The sequence below is a fragment of the Kitasatospora sp. NPDC023118 genome (genome assembly GCF_055560875.1).
The window spans coordinates 119,158-135,450 of sequence record NZ_JBVHHW010000002.1 but is presented as its reverse complement, the minus strand read 5'-3'; the positions used below and the strand labels follow the sequence as shown (position 1 = coordinate 135,450).

Below are 16,293 nucleotides of genomic sequence, written 5' to 3'. Positions count from 1 at the left end.
CGGGCATGAGCAACACAGCAGAAGGGCTCGAAGTGACTGAGATCGAGATCGGGCGAGGCAAGCGCGGCCGCCGGGCGTACGCCTTCGACGACATCGCCGTCGTCCCCAGCCGCCGTACGCGTGACCCGAAGGAGGTCTCGATCGCCTGGCAGATCGACGCCTACCGCTTCGAGCTGCCGTTCCTGGCCGCCCCGATGGACAGCGTGGTCTCACCCGAGCAGGCCATCAAGATCGGCCGCCTGGGCGGTCTGGGCGTGCTGAACCTGGAAGGCCTCTGGACCCGCTACGAGGACCCGCAGCCGCTGCTGGACGAGATCGCCTCGATCACCGACGCCGCCGCCGCGACCCGCCGCCTGCAGGAGATCTACGCCGCGCCGATCCGCGCCGAGCTGATCAAGCAGCGGATCCAGGAGGTCCGCGACTCCGGCGTGGTCACCGCCGCCGCGCTCTCGCCGCAGCGCACCGCCGAGTTCTCCAAGGCCGTCGTGGACGCCGGCGTCGACGTCTTCGTCATCCGCGGCACCACCGTCTCGGCCGAGCACGTCTCCAGCGCCGCCGAGCCGCTCAACCTCAAGCAGTTCATCTACGAGCTGGACGTCCCGGTGATCGTCGGTGGCTGCGCCACCTACACCGCCGCGCTGCACCTGATGCGGACCGGCGCGGCCGGCGTGCTGGTCGGCTTCGGCGGCGGCGCCGCCCACACCACCCGCAACGTGCTCGGCATCCAGGTGCCGATGGCCACCGCCGTCGCCGACGTGGCGGCCGCCCGCCGCGACTACATGGACGAGTCCGGCGGCCGCTACGTGCACGTGATCGCGGACGGCGGCGTCGGCTACAGCGGCGACATCCCGAAGGCGGTCGCCTGCGGCGCCGACGCGGTGATGATCGGTGCCGCGCTGGCCCGCGCCACCGACGCCCCGGGCAAGGGCTTCCACTGGGGCATGGAGGCCGTCCACGAGGAGCTGCCGCGCGGCAAGCGGGTGGACCTCGGTACGGTCGGCACCACCGAGGAGATCCTGACCGGTCCTTCGCACACGCCGGACGGGACCATGAACCTGTTCGGTGCGCTGCGGCGGGCGATGGCTACCACGGGGTACACGGAGCTGAAGGAGTTCCAGCGGGTTGAGGTGACGGTCAACCCGGCGCTGGATCACCGCTGAGTGGCGTGCTGACGGAGTGACGGAGGCCCCTGCCCGGGTTGTCGGGTGGGGGTTTCCGTGTTGGTGGGGGTGTCTGTTGTGGGGGTGGCTTTCGGGAGGGTGGGTGGCCGGGGGCGGCTCCGGGGGTGGCCGCTCCGGGGGCTGGGTGATTTTCAGACTGCCCATTCGGTTGGGTGGGGCGTTGGGTGCGGTGGCAGTCTGAAAATCACCCGTCACGCCCCTCTCCGGGCCACCCCCTGCGCCGCCCCCTCCCGCAGCGCGTCCCTCTCGCTGGCGGGAGGTGCGGGGTGGGTGGGGGTTGCTGCGGGTGCGGGTGCGGGTGCGGGTGCGGGTGCGGGTGCGGGGGTGATGGGGTGCTGGGGTTGGTGGGGGTCAGGTGCGGTTGGTGGTGCGGCGGGTGAGGAGGAAGCCGCCGATCAGGGCGATCGCGTAGAAGGCGAGGTCGAGGGTGCGCAGGTCGCCGCGCCAGGAGGTGAGGGTGTCGGAGAGGAGGCCGCGGGGGCCGGGGCCGGTGGCGTGGACCAGGCGGAGCTGCTGGGTGAGCTGGCCGAGTAGCAGGGCGGTGGCCGCGAGGAGGGCGCCGAGGGGCGGGAGCAACCGGTTCCGGCCGCCGAGGAGGCCGAGGGGGAGTGCGACCAGCCCGGCCTGGGCGATGGCCAGCCAGCCGAGGCTGTCGGCGGCCCGCAGCGGGGCGCAGCCGTAGGCCAGGCCGCCGAGCAGGGTGGCGAGCAGGGCGAGGGTGAGGGCGAGGGCGGTGCGGCGGCGGCGCGGGGCCCTTCGGTGGGCGGTGGGGGCGACGGGGTCGTAGCCGGTGACCGGGACGCCGGGCATGCCGGGGGCGACGTACCCGTCGGGGGTGTCGAGGGCGGGTGCGACCGAGTAGTGCTGGGCGGTGCGCGGCCGGGTCGATGGGCCGTCAGCGCCCGGTGCGGGTACGGTCATGGGCGTCGAGTCCCCCCGGAAAAGACGATGAGCTGCCGAACGGTAGCAGCGCTTCGGACAGATCTTGGCGAGTTTTCGATCACAGATCGGGCACGGAGCGCCGCACCCGTTCCGGTTCGTCCCGGCTTGGGCCGGGGGGTGGGTGGTCGCGACCCCCGGGGACAGGGGATGATGGAGGCTTGGGCGTTCGGGCCTGGGGCCGGGCCGATGCGCCGTCACCACGACCGCCGGCAGCACATGGGGGAACGTTCCGAATGACCCAGGCGCAGGGTTCCACCGGCCGCCTCCTGGCCGGCCGCTACCGGCTGAACGGCGTGCTCGGGCGCGGTGGCATGGGCACCGTCTGGCGCGCCGAGGACGAGATGCTGGGCCGGACCGTCGCGGTCAAGGAACTGCGGATGAACGCCAGCGTCGAGGAGGAGGAGAAGCACCGGCTGATCGTCCGGACGCTGCGCGAGGCGAAGGCGACCGCGCGGATCCGGCACAACTCGGCGGTGACCGTCTTCGACGTGGTCGACGAGGACGACCGGCCGTGGATCGTCATGGAGCTGGTCGAGTCCCGCTCGCTGGCCGACGTGGTCCGGGAGGACGGGCCGCTGTCGCCCGGCCGGGCGGCGGAGATCGCGTTGGACGTGCTGGGCGTGCTGAGCGCGGCGCACGCGCTGGGCATCCTGCACCGGGACGTCAAGCCGTCCAACGTGCTGATCGGCGAGGACGGCCGGGTCGTGCTCACCGACTTCGGCATCGCCAGCGTGGAGGGCGACGCCTCGGTCACCTCCACCGGCATGCTGGTCGGCGCGCCCTCGTACATATCCCCGGAGCGGGCGCGCGGGCAGAAGCCCGGGCCGCCGGCCGACCTGTGGTCGCTGGGTGGGACGCTGTACGCGATGGTCGAGGGGCGGCCGCCGTACGACCGGGGTTCGGCGCTGGCCACCCTGACCGCGGTGATGACCGAGGAGCTGGCCCCGCCGGCGAACGCCGGGTCGCTGCTGCCGGTGATCGAGGGACTGCTGGAGAAGGACCCGGCCAAGCGCCTGGACGCCTCGCAGACCCGGTCGATGCTCAGGCGGGTGGTCGCCGAGGCGACCGTGAAGGCCGAGTCGACCACCGAGCACGCGATGCCGGTCGAGAAGCCGGTCGAGAAGCCGGTCGAGAAGCCGGTCGAGACGCCGGCCGGGAAGGCCGTGAAGTCGGCCGAGGAGCAGGCGGAGAAGCAGGCGGAGAAGCAGGCGGAGAAGCAGGCGGAGAAGCAGGCGGAGGAGCAGGCGGAGGAGCAGGCGGAGAAGCAGGCGGAGGAGCAGGCTGCCGAGCCCGCCCCCAAGCGGACCGTGGGCGGGCTGCTGGGGACGGTCCGGGTGGGCAGCCGGGCCCGGGACGAGGAGCCGACGGCGGAGCCCGCCGGGAAGGCCGCCGTCGAGTCGGAGCCCGCTCCGGGGGGTGAGCCGATCCGGCCGGTGACCAGCGAGTGGACCAGGGGCGCGACCCAGGCGGCCGGGGCCGACCCGCGCACGGGCCGGCGTCGGCTGGCCATCGCGACCGTGGTGGTCGTGCTGCTGCTGATCGCCGGGCTGGTCGCGGTGGTCCAGGCCGTGGGCGGCGGGGACAGCGGTTCGAAGAGCGAGAGCACCCACAGCGCGGGCGCCACCTCGCCGGGGGCGGCGACCTCCGAGGCCGTGCCGAGCCAGGCTCCGGCGGTCCCGTCCGGTGAGCCCGCGCCCGCCGGGACGCCCGCCGGGACCCCCGCCGAGCCGGCCACCACGGCCGCCTCCTCGGCCGCCGCGCCGCCGCCGGCCGCCGGTACTCCGGCCCCGACCCCGACCCCGGCGGCCACGCCCACCCCGATGCCGACCCCGGCCCAGCCCGCGCCGGGCGGGGCGGCGCCGGCCGGGTACCACGAGTACAAGGACCCGAGCGGCTTCTCGGTCTTCCTGCCGGACGGGCTGCAGCCGGCCGGGTCGGACTCCAACCGGCGGATCTTCAAGAACGCGGACGGCAGTCAGCTGCGGATCGAGTGGAGCACCTCGCCGCACGCGAGCGCCGTCGCCGACTGGCAGGACTCCGAGCCCGACCTGCGCGCGCAGGTGAGCAACTACCAGCGGCTGAACCTGTCGGCGATCACCTACCGGCAGTGGACCAACGCGGCTGACTGGGAGTGGACCAACGGCACGCCCAAGATGCACTCGCTCAACCGCGGCTTCGTGACCGGCACTCCGGCCAAGTACGGCTACTCGATCTACTGGATCGTCCCGGACGACAAGTGGGCCGCGCAGGCACCGGTCCGGGACGTGGTGTTCAACAGCTTCCAGCCGGCGCCGTAGGCCCCGTCCGCAGGCGGGTTCAGCCGAGCAGGCGCTGCTTGGCCCGGCTGAACTCCTCCTCGGTGAGGGCCCCGGAGGCCCGCCGGTCAGCGCGACGACCGTCAGCACGTCGCCGTTGAGCTTGGTTTGGGGCATGGTGGCGTCGGTGACGGCCGCGAGCGGAACCGGGACCGGCGGCTTTCCGTCCTTCAGGAAGAGCATGCGGTGGGTGGCGAGCGCCAGCACCCCCTTGCGGGAGTGGTCGGGGTGGCGCGCGGCGGGCGAGGCGACCGGCTTCCCGCCGTCGATGACGGCGGCTTCGACCTGGTCGGCTTGGCTGTGGTCGCCCGCCATCTTGAAGGCGGTGTCGACCAGATCGGCCCGGTCATGGGATCGAGCGTGAAGGAGCCGCTCAGTAGGCTGCTCGGTGAGCGAGAGGAACTGGCATGCGAGGCGGCCCTGGGCAGTTGCTGGCGGGGCGGTACCGGCTGACGGACCGTCCGGAACTGCTGCGCGCCTTCGCGGTCGACGAGCGGACCGGTGAGTCGGTGCTGCTGCGCGCCGTGGAGCTGCCCGCGCTGCTGACCGCCGGTCAGGACCCGGACGAGCCGAACCCCGCGCACGGGGACCGGCTGGTGCGGCGGGTGGCAGCGGTCGGCTCGGCCGCGCCGTCCTGGCACCCGCGGCTGCTGCGCGGGGTCGGGGCCTTCGTCGAGGGCGAGCTGCTGTGGACGGCGGAGGAGCGGCCGACCGGGCAGACGCTGGCCGAACTGCTCGCCGGCGGGCCGGTGCCGCCGTACCGGGCGGCCGAGTTGGCGGCGGACCTGGCCGGCGCGCTGCGGGCGCTGCACGAGGCCGGGCTCGCCCACGGCAATCTGACCGCCGAGTCGGTGCTGGTCTGCGAGGACGGCGCGGCGATGCTCGGCGGGCTGCTCTCCGGGGTGGCGCAGGAGGCGCTGGCCGAGGACCTCGGCGGGCCGGGGGGCCGCCGCCGCTACGAGGTGCGGGCCACCCTGGTCGGCCCGGTGGCTGAGCGCTGGCCGCTGGACGGCGGTCCGGCGGGCGACTGCTGGGCGCTCGGGGTGCTGCTGCAACGGATGCTCACCGGCCGGGCGCCGTACCCGGAGGGCGGTGTGCCGGAGCTGGTGACGGCGGTCCGGGACGGGCGGCGCGAGCCCTCGGTGGTCTGCGGGCCGCTGGCACCGCTGGTCGAACGGCTGCTGCAGCCGGATCCGACCCTGCGGCCGACCGCGGAGGCGGCGCGGCGGGAGCTGGCCGCGCTGCTGGTGGGCGCGCCGGAACCGGCCGACGGGGAGCGGGCGGCGCGGGCGGTGGAGCTGAAGCCGGACGCGCCGCTGGTGCGGCAGCGGCCGCCTCGGCGGGGCCGGGGCGGCCGGCCGGAGGTCGGTACGGAATTCGACGGGGCGGGTACGGGCGGCGGCAGAGCCCCCCGGATACCCCCCGCCCTATTGGGGCCACTGCTGGTCGGGGGCGTGTTCCTGCTGCTGGTGGTGGGAATGGTCGCCGTGGTGCTGTTCGCAGGCTGACGGCCCCGGTGCGCACCACCTCCTCGGTCCGGCGGGCGGGCGTGATTACCGGGGTGGGCAAGGTGCGCCTAATGTGTGCGTGGGATCAGTTCGAACAGCGGTCCGCACCAGGCGATTCGCCGCGGTGACGGCAGGTGGAAGTCGAGAGGGGGAGCGGTCGCCGATGGGCGTGCAGGACCGGCCGGAGGCGGCCGACGCGGAGCGGTTGTTGGCCGGGCGGTACGAGCTCGGTGAGCGGCTCGGCCGGGGCGGGATGGGTACGGTCTGGCGGGCCTGGGACCGGATGCTCGACCGCGAGGTCGCGGTCAAGGAGCTGACCGTCAACCACCTCCCCGAGGAGGACCTGCAGATCCTGCACGCGCGGATGAAGCGCGAGGCCAGCGCGGCTGCCCGGATCAAGCACCCCGGTGTGATCACCGTGCACGACGTGCTGGAGCAGGACGGTCGGCCCTGGATCGTGATGGAGCTGGTCGACGGCCGCTCGCTGGCCGACGTGATCAGTCAGGACGGCATCCTCCAGCCGCGCGCCGCCGCCGAGGTCGGCAGCCAGGTGCTGGCCGCGCTGCACCGCGGCCACCAGCTCGGCGTGCTGCACCGGGACGTCAAGCCGGCCAACGTCCTGCTGGAGCGCGGCACCGGGCGGGTGGTGCTGCTGGACTTCGGCATCGCGACCTACGAGGGCTCGACCGAGCTGACCCGACCGGGTGACCTGGTCGGCTCGCCGGACTACCTGGCGCCCGAGCGCGCCCAGGGCGAGCGGCCCGGCCCGGCCTCCGACCTGTGGGGCCTGGGGGCCACGCTGTACGCGGCGGTCGAGGGGCAGTCGCCGTTCCGCCGGGACTCGCCGATCACCACGCTGGCCGCGGTGGTCGACGAGCCGCTGCCGCAGTCGCACCGGGCCGGGCCGCTGGGGCCGGTGCTGGCCGCGCTGATGGCCAAGGACCCGGCCGACCGGCCGAGCGCGGACGAGGCGGCCCGGATGCTGGCCGAGGTGCAGGCCGGGCACACCATCGGCCTGAAGTCCGTCGCGTCCGTCCGTACGCCGACCCGGTCGGTGCCGGTGGTGGACCGCAGCGAGGCACCGGAGGGGACCGCGACGCCGCCGCAGGAGGGCTCGGAGGAGCCCACCGAGCCGCGTCCGGTCGGCGCCGGGACGGCCGCCACCTCCGCCGGTTCGTCCGCCGTCCCGGCCGTCGCCGAGGACACCGCCGGGGGCGCGCCCGTCGCACCGCAGGCTCACACCGCCGTCAGCGCGCCGGTCGCGCACACCGCCGCGCCCGCGCGCGGACCGGCCAAGCGCCGCAGCCGACTGAAGCTGGTCGCCATCGCGGTGGCCGTCGGGGTGCTGGCGGCCGGGGCGACCTACCTCGCCACCCGGCACGTGGTCGGCGGTTTGGGCGCCGACCCCGCCCCGACCGGGCCGGCCGAGACCACCGAGCCGGAGCCGAGCGGCAGCGCCGGCCCCGAGACGTCCGCGCCCAACGGCTACCACTGGGTCGACGATCCGGCCGGCTTCCGCTTCCCGCTGCCGACCGCCGGCCCGACCTGGCAGCGGATCACCGGGACGGACAACACCCAGATCTTCTACAGCCCGGACGGCAAGGTGCACTACCTGCAGTTCGCGGTCACCGTCGGCCAGTCGATCAAGCCGCTGGACCACATGAAGCAGATGGAGGCCAGCGTCTCCAAGGTGCAGAAGGACTACAAGCAGCACCGGATGGCGAGCTCCGCCGTGAACGGCCACGAGGCGGCGGTCTGGGAGTTCAGCTACGCGGCCAAGGAGGGCGGCCGCCGGCGCGCGATCGAGACCGAGTTCATCGACGAGGACGGCACCGCCTACGCGATCTACTCGTCCAGCCCGGACAAGGGCAATGACTGGAACGAGGCCTTGCAGCGCTTCACCACGGTGCTCAACGCCTTCACCCCGACGCGCTGAGGGGCACGCCGACGGGCGGAGCGCCCCGCTTTCGCCCGACTGCGGCAGATTCTTGTTACCGACGGGTACCGCACCGGCCCCCGAAGGCCTAGGCTGCGCCGTATGTCGGACCTCACAGCAGATGCAGCGGCCGCCGAACACCCCGACGCCGGTCCCGCGAGCGGCAACCCGGCAGCTCCCGGGGGCGGCCGGACCGTCGCGGCCGCCGTCCCGCCGTCCCTGGTGGCCCGGCTGGCCGCCGGGGTCACCGCGACCGGTGAGCCCAGTGTGGTGGAGACCGTCGCCCCGCTGACCGGCGAGCGGCTGGCCGGCCTGCCGCGGTCCACCCCGGCCGACGTCGAGGTCGCCTTCCAGCTGGCCCGCCGCGCCCAGTCCGCCTGGGCCGCGCTGCCGGTGCGCCGCCGCGCCGCCGTCCTGCTGCGCTTCCACGACCTGCTGCTCAAGCGGCAGGACGAGGTGCTGGACCTGATCCAGGCCGAGACCGGCAAAGCCCGCCTGCACGCCTTCGAGGAGGTGCTCGCCGTCGCCATGGCCGCCCGGCACTACGGGCGCGGCGCGCAGGGCTACCTCCGGGACCGCCGCCGCGGCGGGGCGCTGCCGGTGCTCACCCACACCGTCGAGGCCCGCCGCCCCAAGGGCGTGGTCGGCCACATCTCGCCGTGGAACTACCCGCTGGAGCTGTGCATCGGCGACCTGCTGCCCGCCTTCGTGGCCGGCAACGCGGTGGTCAACAAGCCCGACACCCAGACCGCGCTGACCGGGCTGTGGGCCCGCGAGCTGCTGATCGAGGCCGGGCTGCCGGCCGACCTGTGGCAGGTGGTGATCGGCGACGGCCCGGTGATCGGACCCGCCGTGGTGGAGCACGCCGACTACGTCTCCTTCACCGGCTCGACCCGCACCGGCCGCGAGGTCGCCCAGCGCGCCGCCGCCCGGCTGGTCGGCGCCTCGCTCGAACTCGGCGGCAAGAACGCCATGTTGGTGCTCTCCGACGCCGACCTCGACGCGGCCGCCGCGGGCGCCGTCCGGGCCTGCTTCTCCTCGGCCGGGCAGCTGTGCATCTCGATCGAGCGGCTGCTGGTGCACCGCTCGGTGGCCGACGAGTTCCTGGAGCGCTTCGTCGCCCGCACCCGGGCGCTGCGCCTGGGCGGCGGCCTCGCCTACGGCGCCGACATGGGCTCGCTGGTCTCGGCGCGCCAGCTGGACACCACCACCCGGCACGTGGAGGAGGCGGTCAAGGCGGGCGCCACCGTGCTGGCCGGCGGGCGGGCCCGGCCGGACCTCGGCCCGTACTTCTACGAGCCGACCGTCCTCGACGGGGTGACCCCGGAGATGTCGGTCTGCGGCGAGGAGACCTTCGGCCCGGTCGTCGCGGTCTACCGCTTCGACACCGAGGAGGAGGCGGTCGCGGCCGCCAACTCCACGCCGTACGGCCTGAACTCCAGCGTCTGGACCAGGGACCTGCGGCGCGGCCGGGCGGTCGCGGCCCGGCTGCGCACCGGGACGGTCAACGTCAACGAGGCGTACGCGGCCGCGTACGGCTCGGTCGCCTCGCCGATGGGCGGCATGGGCGACTCCGGGCTCGGCCGGCGCCACGGCGCCGAGGGCATCCTGCGCTTCACCGAGGCGCAGACCATCGCGACCCAGCGGGTGATGCCGCTGGCGCCCTCCTTCGGCCTGGACGACCGGCAGTTCGCCGCCGTGATGACCGGCGGGCTGCGGGTGCTCAAGGCGCTGCGGCTCAAGTGACCCCCGGGCCCGGGTGACGTCCGGGCGCACGTGGCTCCCGGACTCAGGTGACTCCGGGTCCACGTGGCTCCCGGGCCCGATTGGCGTCCAACCGGCTTTTCCCACAGGCAGGTTCAACCCTCGAAGGAGCAGTGGCAGATGGTGGAGTCCGGCGGTGCGGCGGAATTCGACTACGACGTGGTCGTGGTCGGTTCCGGCTTCGGCGGTTCGGTCGCGGCGCTGCGGCTGACCGAGAAGGGCTACCGGGTCGCCGTCCTGGAGGCCGGGCGGCGCTTCGAGCGGGACGAACTGCCCCGGAACTCCTGGGACCTGCCGAACTACCTGTGGGCGCCGCGGCTCGGGCTGTACGGCATCCAGCGGATCCATCTGCTGGCCAATGTGCTGATCCTGGCCGGCGCCGGGGTCGGCGGCGGTTCGCTGAACTACGCCAACACCCTGTACGTGCCGCCGAAGGCCTTCTTCGAAGACCGTCAGTGGTGCCACATCACGGACTGGCAGCAGGAGTTGGCGCCGTTCTACGACCAGGCGCAGCGGATGCTCGGGGTCCGGCTCAACCCGACCGTCACCCCCTCGGACGTCCACCTCAAGGCGGCCGCCGAGCGGATGGGCGTCGGCGACACCTTCCACATGGCGCCGGTCGGGGTCTTCTTCGGCGACGGCAAGGACACCGACGGCACCACCAAGGCGGCGCCCGGGGGCGAGGTCGCCGACCCGTACTTCGGCGGGGCCGGCCCGGCCCGCAAGGCCTGCGTGGAGTGCGGCGAGTGCATGACCGGCTGCCGGCACGGCGCCAAGAACATGCTCACCGAGAACTACCTGTACCTGGCGGAGCGGGGCGGCGCCGAGATCCTCCCGCTCACCACGGTGGCCCGGATCCGGGAGTACGGCGAAGCCGACGGGAATCGTGGCTTCGCGGTGGACGTGCGCCGCACCGACTCCCGCTCCAGGACCGACCGGGTGAAGGCGGGCGCGCGGACCATCACCGCCGCCCGGGTGGTCGTCGCGGCCGGCACCTACGGCACCCAGTCGCTGCTGCACCGGATGCGCGACGCCGGCCACCTGCCCCGGATCTCCCCCCGGCTCGGCGAGCTGACCCGCACCAACTCCGAGGCGCTGGTGGGCGCGCAGACCACCGACCGGCGCTACGGCGGCAAGGCGGACTTCACCAAGGGTGTCGCGATCACCTCCTCGATCCACCCGGACGCCAACACCCACATCGAGCCGGTCCGCTACGGCAAGGGCTCCAACGCGATGGGCGCGCTGTCCGTCGCCCAGGTCAAGGGCGGCGGGAAGGTCCCGCGCTGGCTGCGCTACCTGGGCAACTCGGCGCTCCACCCGGTGACCTTCGCCCGCTCGATGGACCAGCGCGGCTGGTCCGAGAAGACGATCATCGGCCTGGTGATGCAGTCGCTGGACAACTCGATCACCGTCTCGCTCAAGAAGGGCCCGCTCGGCAAGCCCCGGCTCACCTCCAGCCAGGGCCACGGCACCCCCAACCCGACCTGGATCCCGGCCGCCGAGCAGGGCGCCCAGGCGCTGGCCGAGGAGATCAACGGCTTCCCGGGCAGCACCGTCGGCGAGATCTTCGACATCCCGATGACCGCGCACTTCCTCGGCGGCTGCCCGATCGGCGACGCCCCCGAGACCGGCGTGGTCGACCCGTACCACCGGCTGTACGGGCACCCCGGGATCAGCGTGGTGGACGGCGCGACCGTCTCCGCCAACCTCGGCGTGAACCCCTCGCTCACCATCACCGCCCAGGCCGAGCGCGCCCTGTCGATGTGGCCCAACAAGGGCGAGGAGGACCCGCGCCCGGCCCCGGGCGAGGCCTACCGCCCGGTCGCCGCCGTCGCGCCGGTCCGACCGGCCGTGCCGGAGGGTGCGTTCGGCGCGCTGCGGCTGCCGCTGCTGCCCGTCCCGGAGGTCCCGAAGAAGCGCGACTAGGGCCCGGGGGCCGGCCCCGGACCCGCCCGGTCGGGGCCGAACCGCCTGGTGTCTTTCGCGGTTGACATCCGTTCGGATCCGATGGGATAAACGGGCTCCCTGGGGGGACCAGGAACTCGTCGAGCGGGGGGAATGCGGTCCATGGCCAACTGTGCATCGTGCGGCGCGACTTCGGTGGAGGGGGCGCCCGCCTGCGGCTCGTGCGGCCGGCCGCCGGCTCCCCCGCCCCCGACCGCGGCCCTGCCCGCCGTGCCGCCGCCCGCCCCCGGGTACGGGCCGCCGCCGCCCACCGCGCCGCCCGGCTACTACCCGCCGCCCGGCCCGGGCGCCGGCCAGCCGTACGTGAAGCAGCCGCCGGTCGGCGGCCCGCCCGCGATGGGCGGTTGGGGCGCCGGCGTCCCGTACGAGAAGCCGCAGCGCCTGCTCACCGGGCTGGGCTGGCGCCCCGCCTTCCTGGCGGCCATCGCCCCGACGCTGGTCCTGCTGCTGGTGGCGCTGGCCGTGGCCATCCCCAGCGACTACACCTACGACGGCGCCTTCCCCGCGCCCGACTTCGGCTACCGCTTCGGCGCGATGCTGTCGATGGCGCTGAACGCGCTCGGCGCGCCGTTCCGGCTCGGCTACCAGAGCCCGCTGTCCCGGGGCAGCGCGGAGCGCATGGACATCACCTTCTGGGTGGTGCCGATGACCGTCACCGTCCTGTGGTGCCTGGCGCTCTGGCTCGGTCTGCGGGCCGGGCTGCGCCGGCGCAAGGCCGACGGCTCCCAGCTGACGAGGGCGCAGGCGGCCGGCGAGGCGCTGCGCACCGCCCTGATCCTCGGCCTGGCGACCCTGCTGCTCGGGGCGGTCGGGAGCACCACCTGGCAGCCGGGCCGCCGTGAACTCGACCCCGACTACTACGGCTCCAACGCCGCCGATCTCGCGAAGGCGAGCTTCACCGCCGACTCCACCTGGCTGTGGGCGGTCGGCTGGGCCGTGGTGCTGGGCGGGCTGCTGACCTTCGCCGTGTACGGCACCGACGCGCTGCGCTGGGCCGCCTGGCGCAGCCGGGCGGTGCGCGGCTGGGCGGTGGCCGCGCTGAGCGCGGGCCGGGCGTTGACGCTGACCCTGGGCCTGGCCTCGGTGACGGCCTTCGTGCTGGTCGCGGTCAACGGCGACAACGGCTGGCTGACGGCGAGCTCGCTGGCCTTCCTGCCGAACCTCGGCCTGGTGCTGCTGGGCATCGGCTCGGGCGCCACCTTCCGGGGCCACAGCGACCTGAGCGGGGACGTGCCGGACTGGCGCGGCCGGGGCGGCGACGGCGCGGAGTTCTCCTTCTTCGACCTGCACGACCAGACCGCCGACTGGCGCTGGACGGGGCTGCTGGCGCTCGCCGCGGCGGGCTTCCTCGGCTGGACGGCGTACCGGCGGCAGCTGGACGCCGCCGACCGGCTGCGGCTGGCGACCGTGTACGCCGGGCTGCTCACCCTGCTCTCGGCGGCGTCCGGCGGGCTGATGACCACCTCGATGTCGTACGTGATGCCGTCGGTCGGGGGCTGGGGCGGGTCCGGCAGTCGAAGCACCTCGCAGGACGCCACGGTGGGCCTGGCGTTCCCGAGCGTGCTGGTGGCCAGTGCGGTCTGGGCGGTGGTCGGCGCGCTGGTGGTGCCCGCGGTGCTCTCCGCCCTCAGCGGCCGGGGCCGGGTCGTCCGGTACGCGTCCGGCGCCGCGCCGTACGGTGCGCCGCCCGGGCCCTACGGGGCGGTGCCGCCGCAGGTGCCGTACCCGGGCGGTCCGGCGTACGGCGTTGCGCCCCAGGGCGTGCCGCCGCAGGGCCCCGCACCGTACGGGGCGCCGCCACAGGGCCCCGCACCGCAGGACGCGCCGCCGGAGGCGCCCGGGGCCGGGGTCAGCGAGGTGATCGGCTCGCACGAGGCGCCGCCGCCCCCCGCCGGCACACCGCTGCCCGGCCACCCGCCGCGGCCGCCCGAGGAGCCGGTGAACCCGAGCGTCTGGCGCGACCACCCCTGACGCGAGCCCCGGACCGCGGCGGCGGAACGGGCAAAGGGCCCCGCGGGGGAACGGGGCCCTTTGTCGTTCAGCACTCGGCGTCAGGGCTGCGCCGGTGCTGGAGGTGACGGCGCCGGGGGAGGAGCGCCGTCGTGTCGGTTGGCTTCGGGTCGCGTCCTCGCGGCTCCGGCGTGGGTGGCCGGCGGAGCGGGTCGCGCACGCCCGTGCGACGGCGGGCCGGCGCGCAGGTTTGCGCCGGGCCCCCGCTCACGGAGCGTGAAGTGAAAACCGCTGTCGCCTTCCTGCGCGGCGGCGGCGGAGACATCGGTCCGGACCTCCGCGATCAGCCTGCCGGCCGCCGGGAGAACCGTTCACACCGAGCATCGTGCTGGACGGAGGGCTTGCTCTGCAACCGATTCGGCACAGTTCGGCACAGTCCATTTACGGCGGGCACCGCGCCGAATGATCACGGTGAGTAGTGGTCGAAGTGGCTGCGGCGCACGGGGACGCGCGTAGCGGTGCGGGACGGTGAGGGGTGTGCGCCCGGGGCGTGCCCCGGAGTGAACCGTCGGTGCGACGGCCGGCCCCGGGCGTCCCCGGGGCCGGCCGCCCCACCTCTCGGCCCAGTCGCGGCCGGGGTCGCTGTCCCCTGCTGGCCGGCCGCGGCACCCGCGCACGGTCCCACGGAGCCGCGCTCCCCGGCGGGCCGGGGCGGCGGCGCCACATGCGCCGGTGGACTGGGGTGAAGCTCCACGCGTGGTCCTGCAGCCCGTACGGCGTGCCCCCGGTCGGGGGCGCTGGCGGCGCGTCTGGCGGACGCGGCGTGGCCGTGCGGTCGTCAGAAGCAACGAAGCGCGGGCCCGACCGGTCACGGTTCTTTGGACGGGCAGACGAGTGAAACCGGACAGCCCGGTAGAATCGGTGTCCAGACACCCCACACCCGTCCGCCGCCGCAGCCCCCGCCGGGGAGGCGGTTCAGCGCGACACCTCGATACCGCTGCCGGAAGGCCGTCTGTGTCCTCTGCAATTCCCGTCCAGTCCGCACCGGACAACGACACCGTCCTGGTGGTCGACTTCGGTGCCCAGTACGCCCAGCTCATCGCCCGTCGGGTGCGTGAGGCGCGGGTCTACAGCGAGATCGTGCCGAGCAGCATGCCGGTCGCCGAGATGCTCGCCAAGAACCCCAAGGCGATCATCCTCTCCGGCGGTCCGTCGTCGGTCTACGAAGAGGGCGCGCCGCAGCTCGACCGCGCGATCTTCGAGGCCGGTGTCCCGGTCTTCGGCATGTGCTACGGCTTCCAGCTGATGGCCAAGACGCTGGGCGGCACCGTCGACAACAACGGCGCGCGCGAGTACGGCCGCACCCCGCTGACCGTCTCCCGCACCGGCTCCACCCTGTTCGAGGGCGTCCCGGCGCAGCACTCGGTGTGGATGTCGCACGGCGACGCCTGCTCCGCCGCCCCGGAGGGCTTCACCGTCACCGCCTCCACCGACCTGGTCCCGGTCGCGGCCTTCGAGAACGACGAGGCCCGTCTGTACGGCGTCCAGTACCACCCCGAGGTGCTGCACTCCGACCACGGCCAGCAGGTCCTGGAGCACTTCCTCTACCGCGGCGCCGGCATCGCCCCGACCTGGACCACCGGCAGCGTGGTCGACGAGCAGATCGCCCTGATCCGCGAGCAGGTCGGCAACAAGCGCGCGATCTGCGGCCTGTCCGGCGGGGTGGACTCCGCGGTCGCCGCCGCCCTGGTCAACAAGGCCATCGGCGACCGGCTGACCTGCGTCTACGTCGACCACGGCCTGATGCGCAAGGGCGAGACTGAGCAGGTCGAGAAGGACTTCGTGGCCGCCACCGGCGTCCAGCTGAAGGTCGTCGACGCCTCCGAGCGCTTCCTGAACGCGCTGAAGGGGGTCACCGACCCCGAGGAGAAGCGCAAGATCATCGGCCGCGAGTTCATCCGGGTCTTCGAGCAGGCCCAGGCCGAGATCGTCGCCGAGGCCGGCGCCCACGGCGAGTCGGTCGACTTCCTGGTCCAGGGCACCCTGTACCCGGACGTGGTGGAGTCCGGCGGCGGCACCGGCACCGCCAACATCAAGTCCCACCACAACGTCGGCGGCCTGCCCGAGGACCTGCAGTTCCAGCTGGTCGAGCCGCTGCGCAAGCTGTTCAAGGACGAGGTCCGGATGGTCGGCCAGGAGCTGGGCCTGCCGGAGGAGATCGTCCAGCGCCAGCCGTTCCCGGGCCCGGGCCTGGGCATCCGGATCGTCGGCGAGGTCACCAAGGAGCGGCTGGACCTGCTCCGCGACGCCGACGCGATCGCCCGCGAGGAGCTGACCGCGGCCGGTCTGGACCGCGAGATCTGGCAGTGCCCGGTCGTGCTGCTCGCCGACGTCCGCAGCGTGGGCGTCCAGGGCGACGGCCGCACCTACGGTCACCCGATCGTGCTGCGCCCGGTCTCCTCCGAGGACGCCATGACCGCCGACTGGTCGCGCCTGCCGTACGACGTGCTGGCCCGGATCTCCACCCGGATCACCAACGAGGTCAGCGACGTGAACCGCGTCGTCGTCGACGTCACCAGCAAGCCGCCGGGCACCATCGAGTGGGAGTAGCACTCCCGCGCCGCTGAGCCGGTGCTGAACGGCCGCGCCGTCGTTCCCGTATGGGGGAGCGGCGGCGCGGCCGTTCGCTCCCCCGGGTGGGACCTCTTGGTCTGCCCGGGTGGGACGTCCCA

The 16,293-nt window shown here is 74.3% G+C and carries 10 protein-coding genes and 1 pseudogene; 9 read left to right on the top strand and 2 right to left on the bottom strand.

What is annotated here, in order from left to right; translation table 11 throughout:
* Positions 1–32 precede the first annotated feature (32 nt).
* On the top strand, positions 33–1,160 hold the full coding sequence (locus ACZ3UD_RS02985) for a GuaB3 family IMP dehydrogenase-related protein (protein WP_380613937.1): 1,128 nt from the start codon (positions 33–35) through the stop codon (positions 1,158–1,160).
* A 372-nt stretch (positions 1,161–1,532) separates the two neighbouring features.
* Here ACZ3UD_RS02985 and ACZ3UD_RS02980 read toward each other — a convergent pair whose 3' ends face one another.
* Positions 1,533–2,102, bottom strand: coding sequence for a hypothetical protein (locus ACZ3UD_RS02980; RefSeq protein ID WP_465581606.1), 570 nt, complete (start codon positions 2,100–2,102; stop codon positions 1,533–1,535).
* Between the two features lie 254 nt (positions 2,103–2,356).
* On the opposite strand from ACZ3UD_RS02980, the gene ACZ3UD_RS02975 reads away from it, so the two are divergent.
* A complete protein-coding gene (locus ACZ3UD_RS02975) occupies positions 2,357–4,420 on the top strand; it encodes a serine/threonine-protein kinase (RefSeq protein WP_465581604.1) in 2,064 nt (687 codons plus the stop codon).
* 19 nt (positions 4,421–4,439) lie between these two features.
* Here the strand turns inward: ACZ3UD_RS02975 and ACZ3UD_RS02970 are convergent.
* A pseudogene (locus ACZ3UD_RS02970) lies at positions 4,440–4,505 on the bottom strand (SHOCT domain-containing protein); the annotation flags it as partial.
* Positions 4,506–4,624: 119 nt separating this feature from the next.
* On the opposite strand from ACZ3UD_RS02970, the gene ACZ3UD_RS02965 reads away from it, so the two are divergent.
* The 7 genes from ACZ3UD_RS02965 (at position 4,625) to guaA (ending at position 16,171) form a co-directional block, all read left to right on the top strand.
* On the top strand, positions 4,625–4,891 hold the full coding sequence (locus ACZ3UD_RS02965) for a hypothetical protein (protein ID WP_465581602.1): 267 nt from the start codon (positions 4,625–4,627) through the stop codon (positions 4,889–4,891).
* Entirely contained in the window at positions 4,846–5,946 is a 1,101-nt protein-coding gene (locus ACZ3UD_RS02960) for a protein kinase domain-containing protein (protein WP_465581600.1), read from the top strand. The genes ACZ3UD_RS02965 and ACZ3UD_RS02960 overlap by 46 nt, the downstream gene beginning before the upstream one ends.
* Before the next feature lie 163 nt (positions 5,947–6,109).
* Entirely contained in the window at positions 6,110–7,882 is a 1,773-nt protein-coding gene (locus tag ACZ3UD_RS02955; RefSeq protein WP_465581598.1) for a serine/threonine-protein kinase, read from the top strand.
* Between the two features lie 102 nt (positions 7,883–7,984).
* Positions 7,985–9,628, top strand: a complete 1,644-nt coding sequence (locus ACZ3UD_RS02950; protein WP_465581596.1) for a succinic semialdehyde dehydrogenase — start codon at positions 7,985–7,987, stop codon at positions 9,626–9,628.
* 138 nt (positions 9,629–9,766) lie between these two features.
* Complete coding sequence (locus ACZ3UD_RS02945) at positions 9,767–11,572, top strand: GMC oxidoreductase (protein ID WP_465581594.1); 1,806 nt, start codon at positions 9,767–9,769, stop codon at positions 11,570–11,572.
* 249 nt (positions 11,573–11,821) lie between these two features.
* Positions 11,822–13,582 (top strand): hypothetical protein, encoded by a 1,761-nt coding sequence (locus tag ACZ3UD_RS02940; RefSeq protein ID WP_465581592.1) that lies wholly within the window; start codon positions 11,822–11,824, stop codon positions 13,580–13,582.
* A 993-nt stretch (positions 13,583–14,575) separates the two neighbouring features.
* Positions 14,576–16,171, top strand: a complete 1,596-nt coding sequence (gene guaA / locus ACZ3UD_RS02935; protein ID WP_465581590.1) for a glutamine-hydrolyzing GMP synthase — start codon at positions 14,576–14,578, stop codon at positions 16,169–16,171.
* The last annotated feature ends 122 nt before the right edge of the window (positions 16,172–16,293 follow it).

What these genes read in the sequence shown, in the direction of transcription:
- ACZ3UD_RS02980 (WP_465581606.1), bottom strand. Translation starts at nt 2,102, where the DNA reads ATGACCGTACCCGCACCGGGCGCTGACGGCCCATCGACCCGGCCGCGC.
- ACZ3UD_RS02975 (WP_465581604.1), top strand. Translation starts at nt 2,357, where the DNA reads ATGACCCAGGCGCAGGGTTCCACCGGCCGCCTCCTGGCCGGCCGCTAC.
- ACZ3UD_RS02960 (WP_465581600.1), top strand. Translation starts at nt 4,846, where the DNA reads ATGCGAGGCGGCCCTGGGCAGTTGCTGGCGGGGCGGTACCGGCTGACG.
- ACZ3UD_RS02955 (WP_465581598.1), top strand. Translation starts at nt 6,110, where the DNA reads ATGGGCGTGCAGGACCGGCCGGAGGCGGCCGACGCGGAGCGGTTGTTG.
- ACZ3UD_RS02950 (WP_465581596.1), top strand. Translation starts at nt 7,985, where the DNA reads ATGTCGGACCTCACAGCAGATGCAGCGGCCGCCGAACACCCCGACGCC.
- ACZ3UD_RS02945 (WP_465581594.1), top strand. Translation starts at nt 9,767, where the DNA reads ATGGTGGAGTCCGGCGGTGCGGCGGAATTCGACTACGACGTGGTCGTG.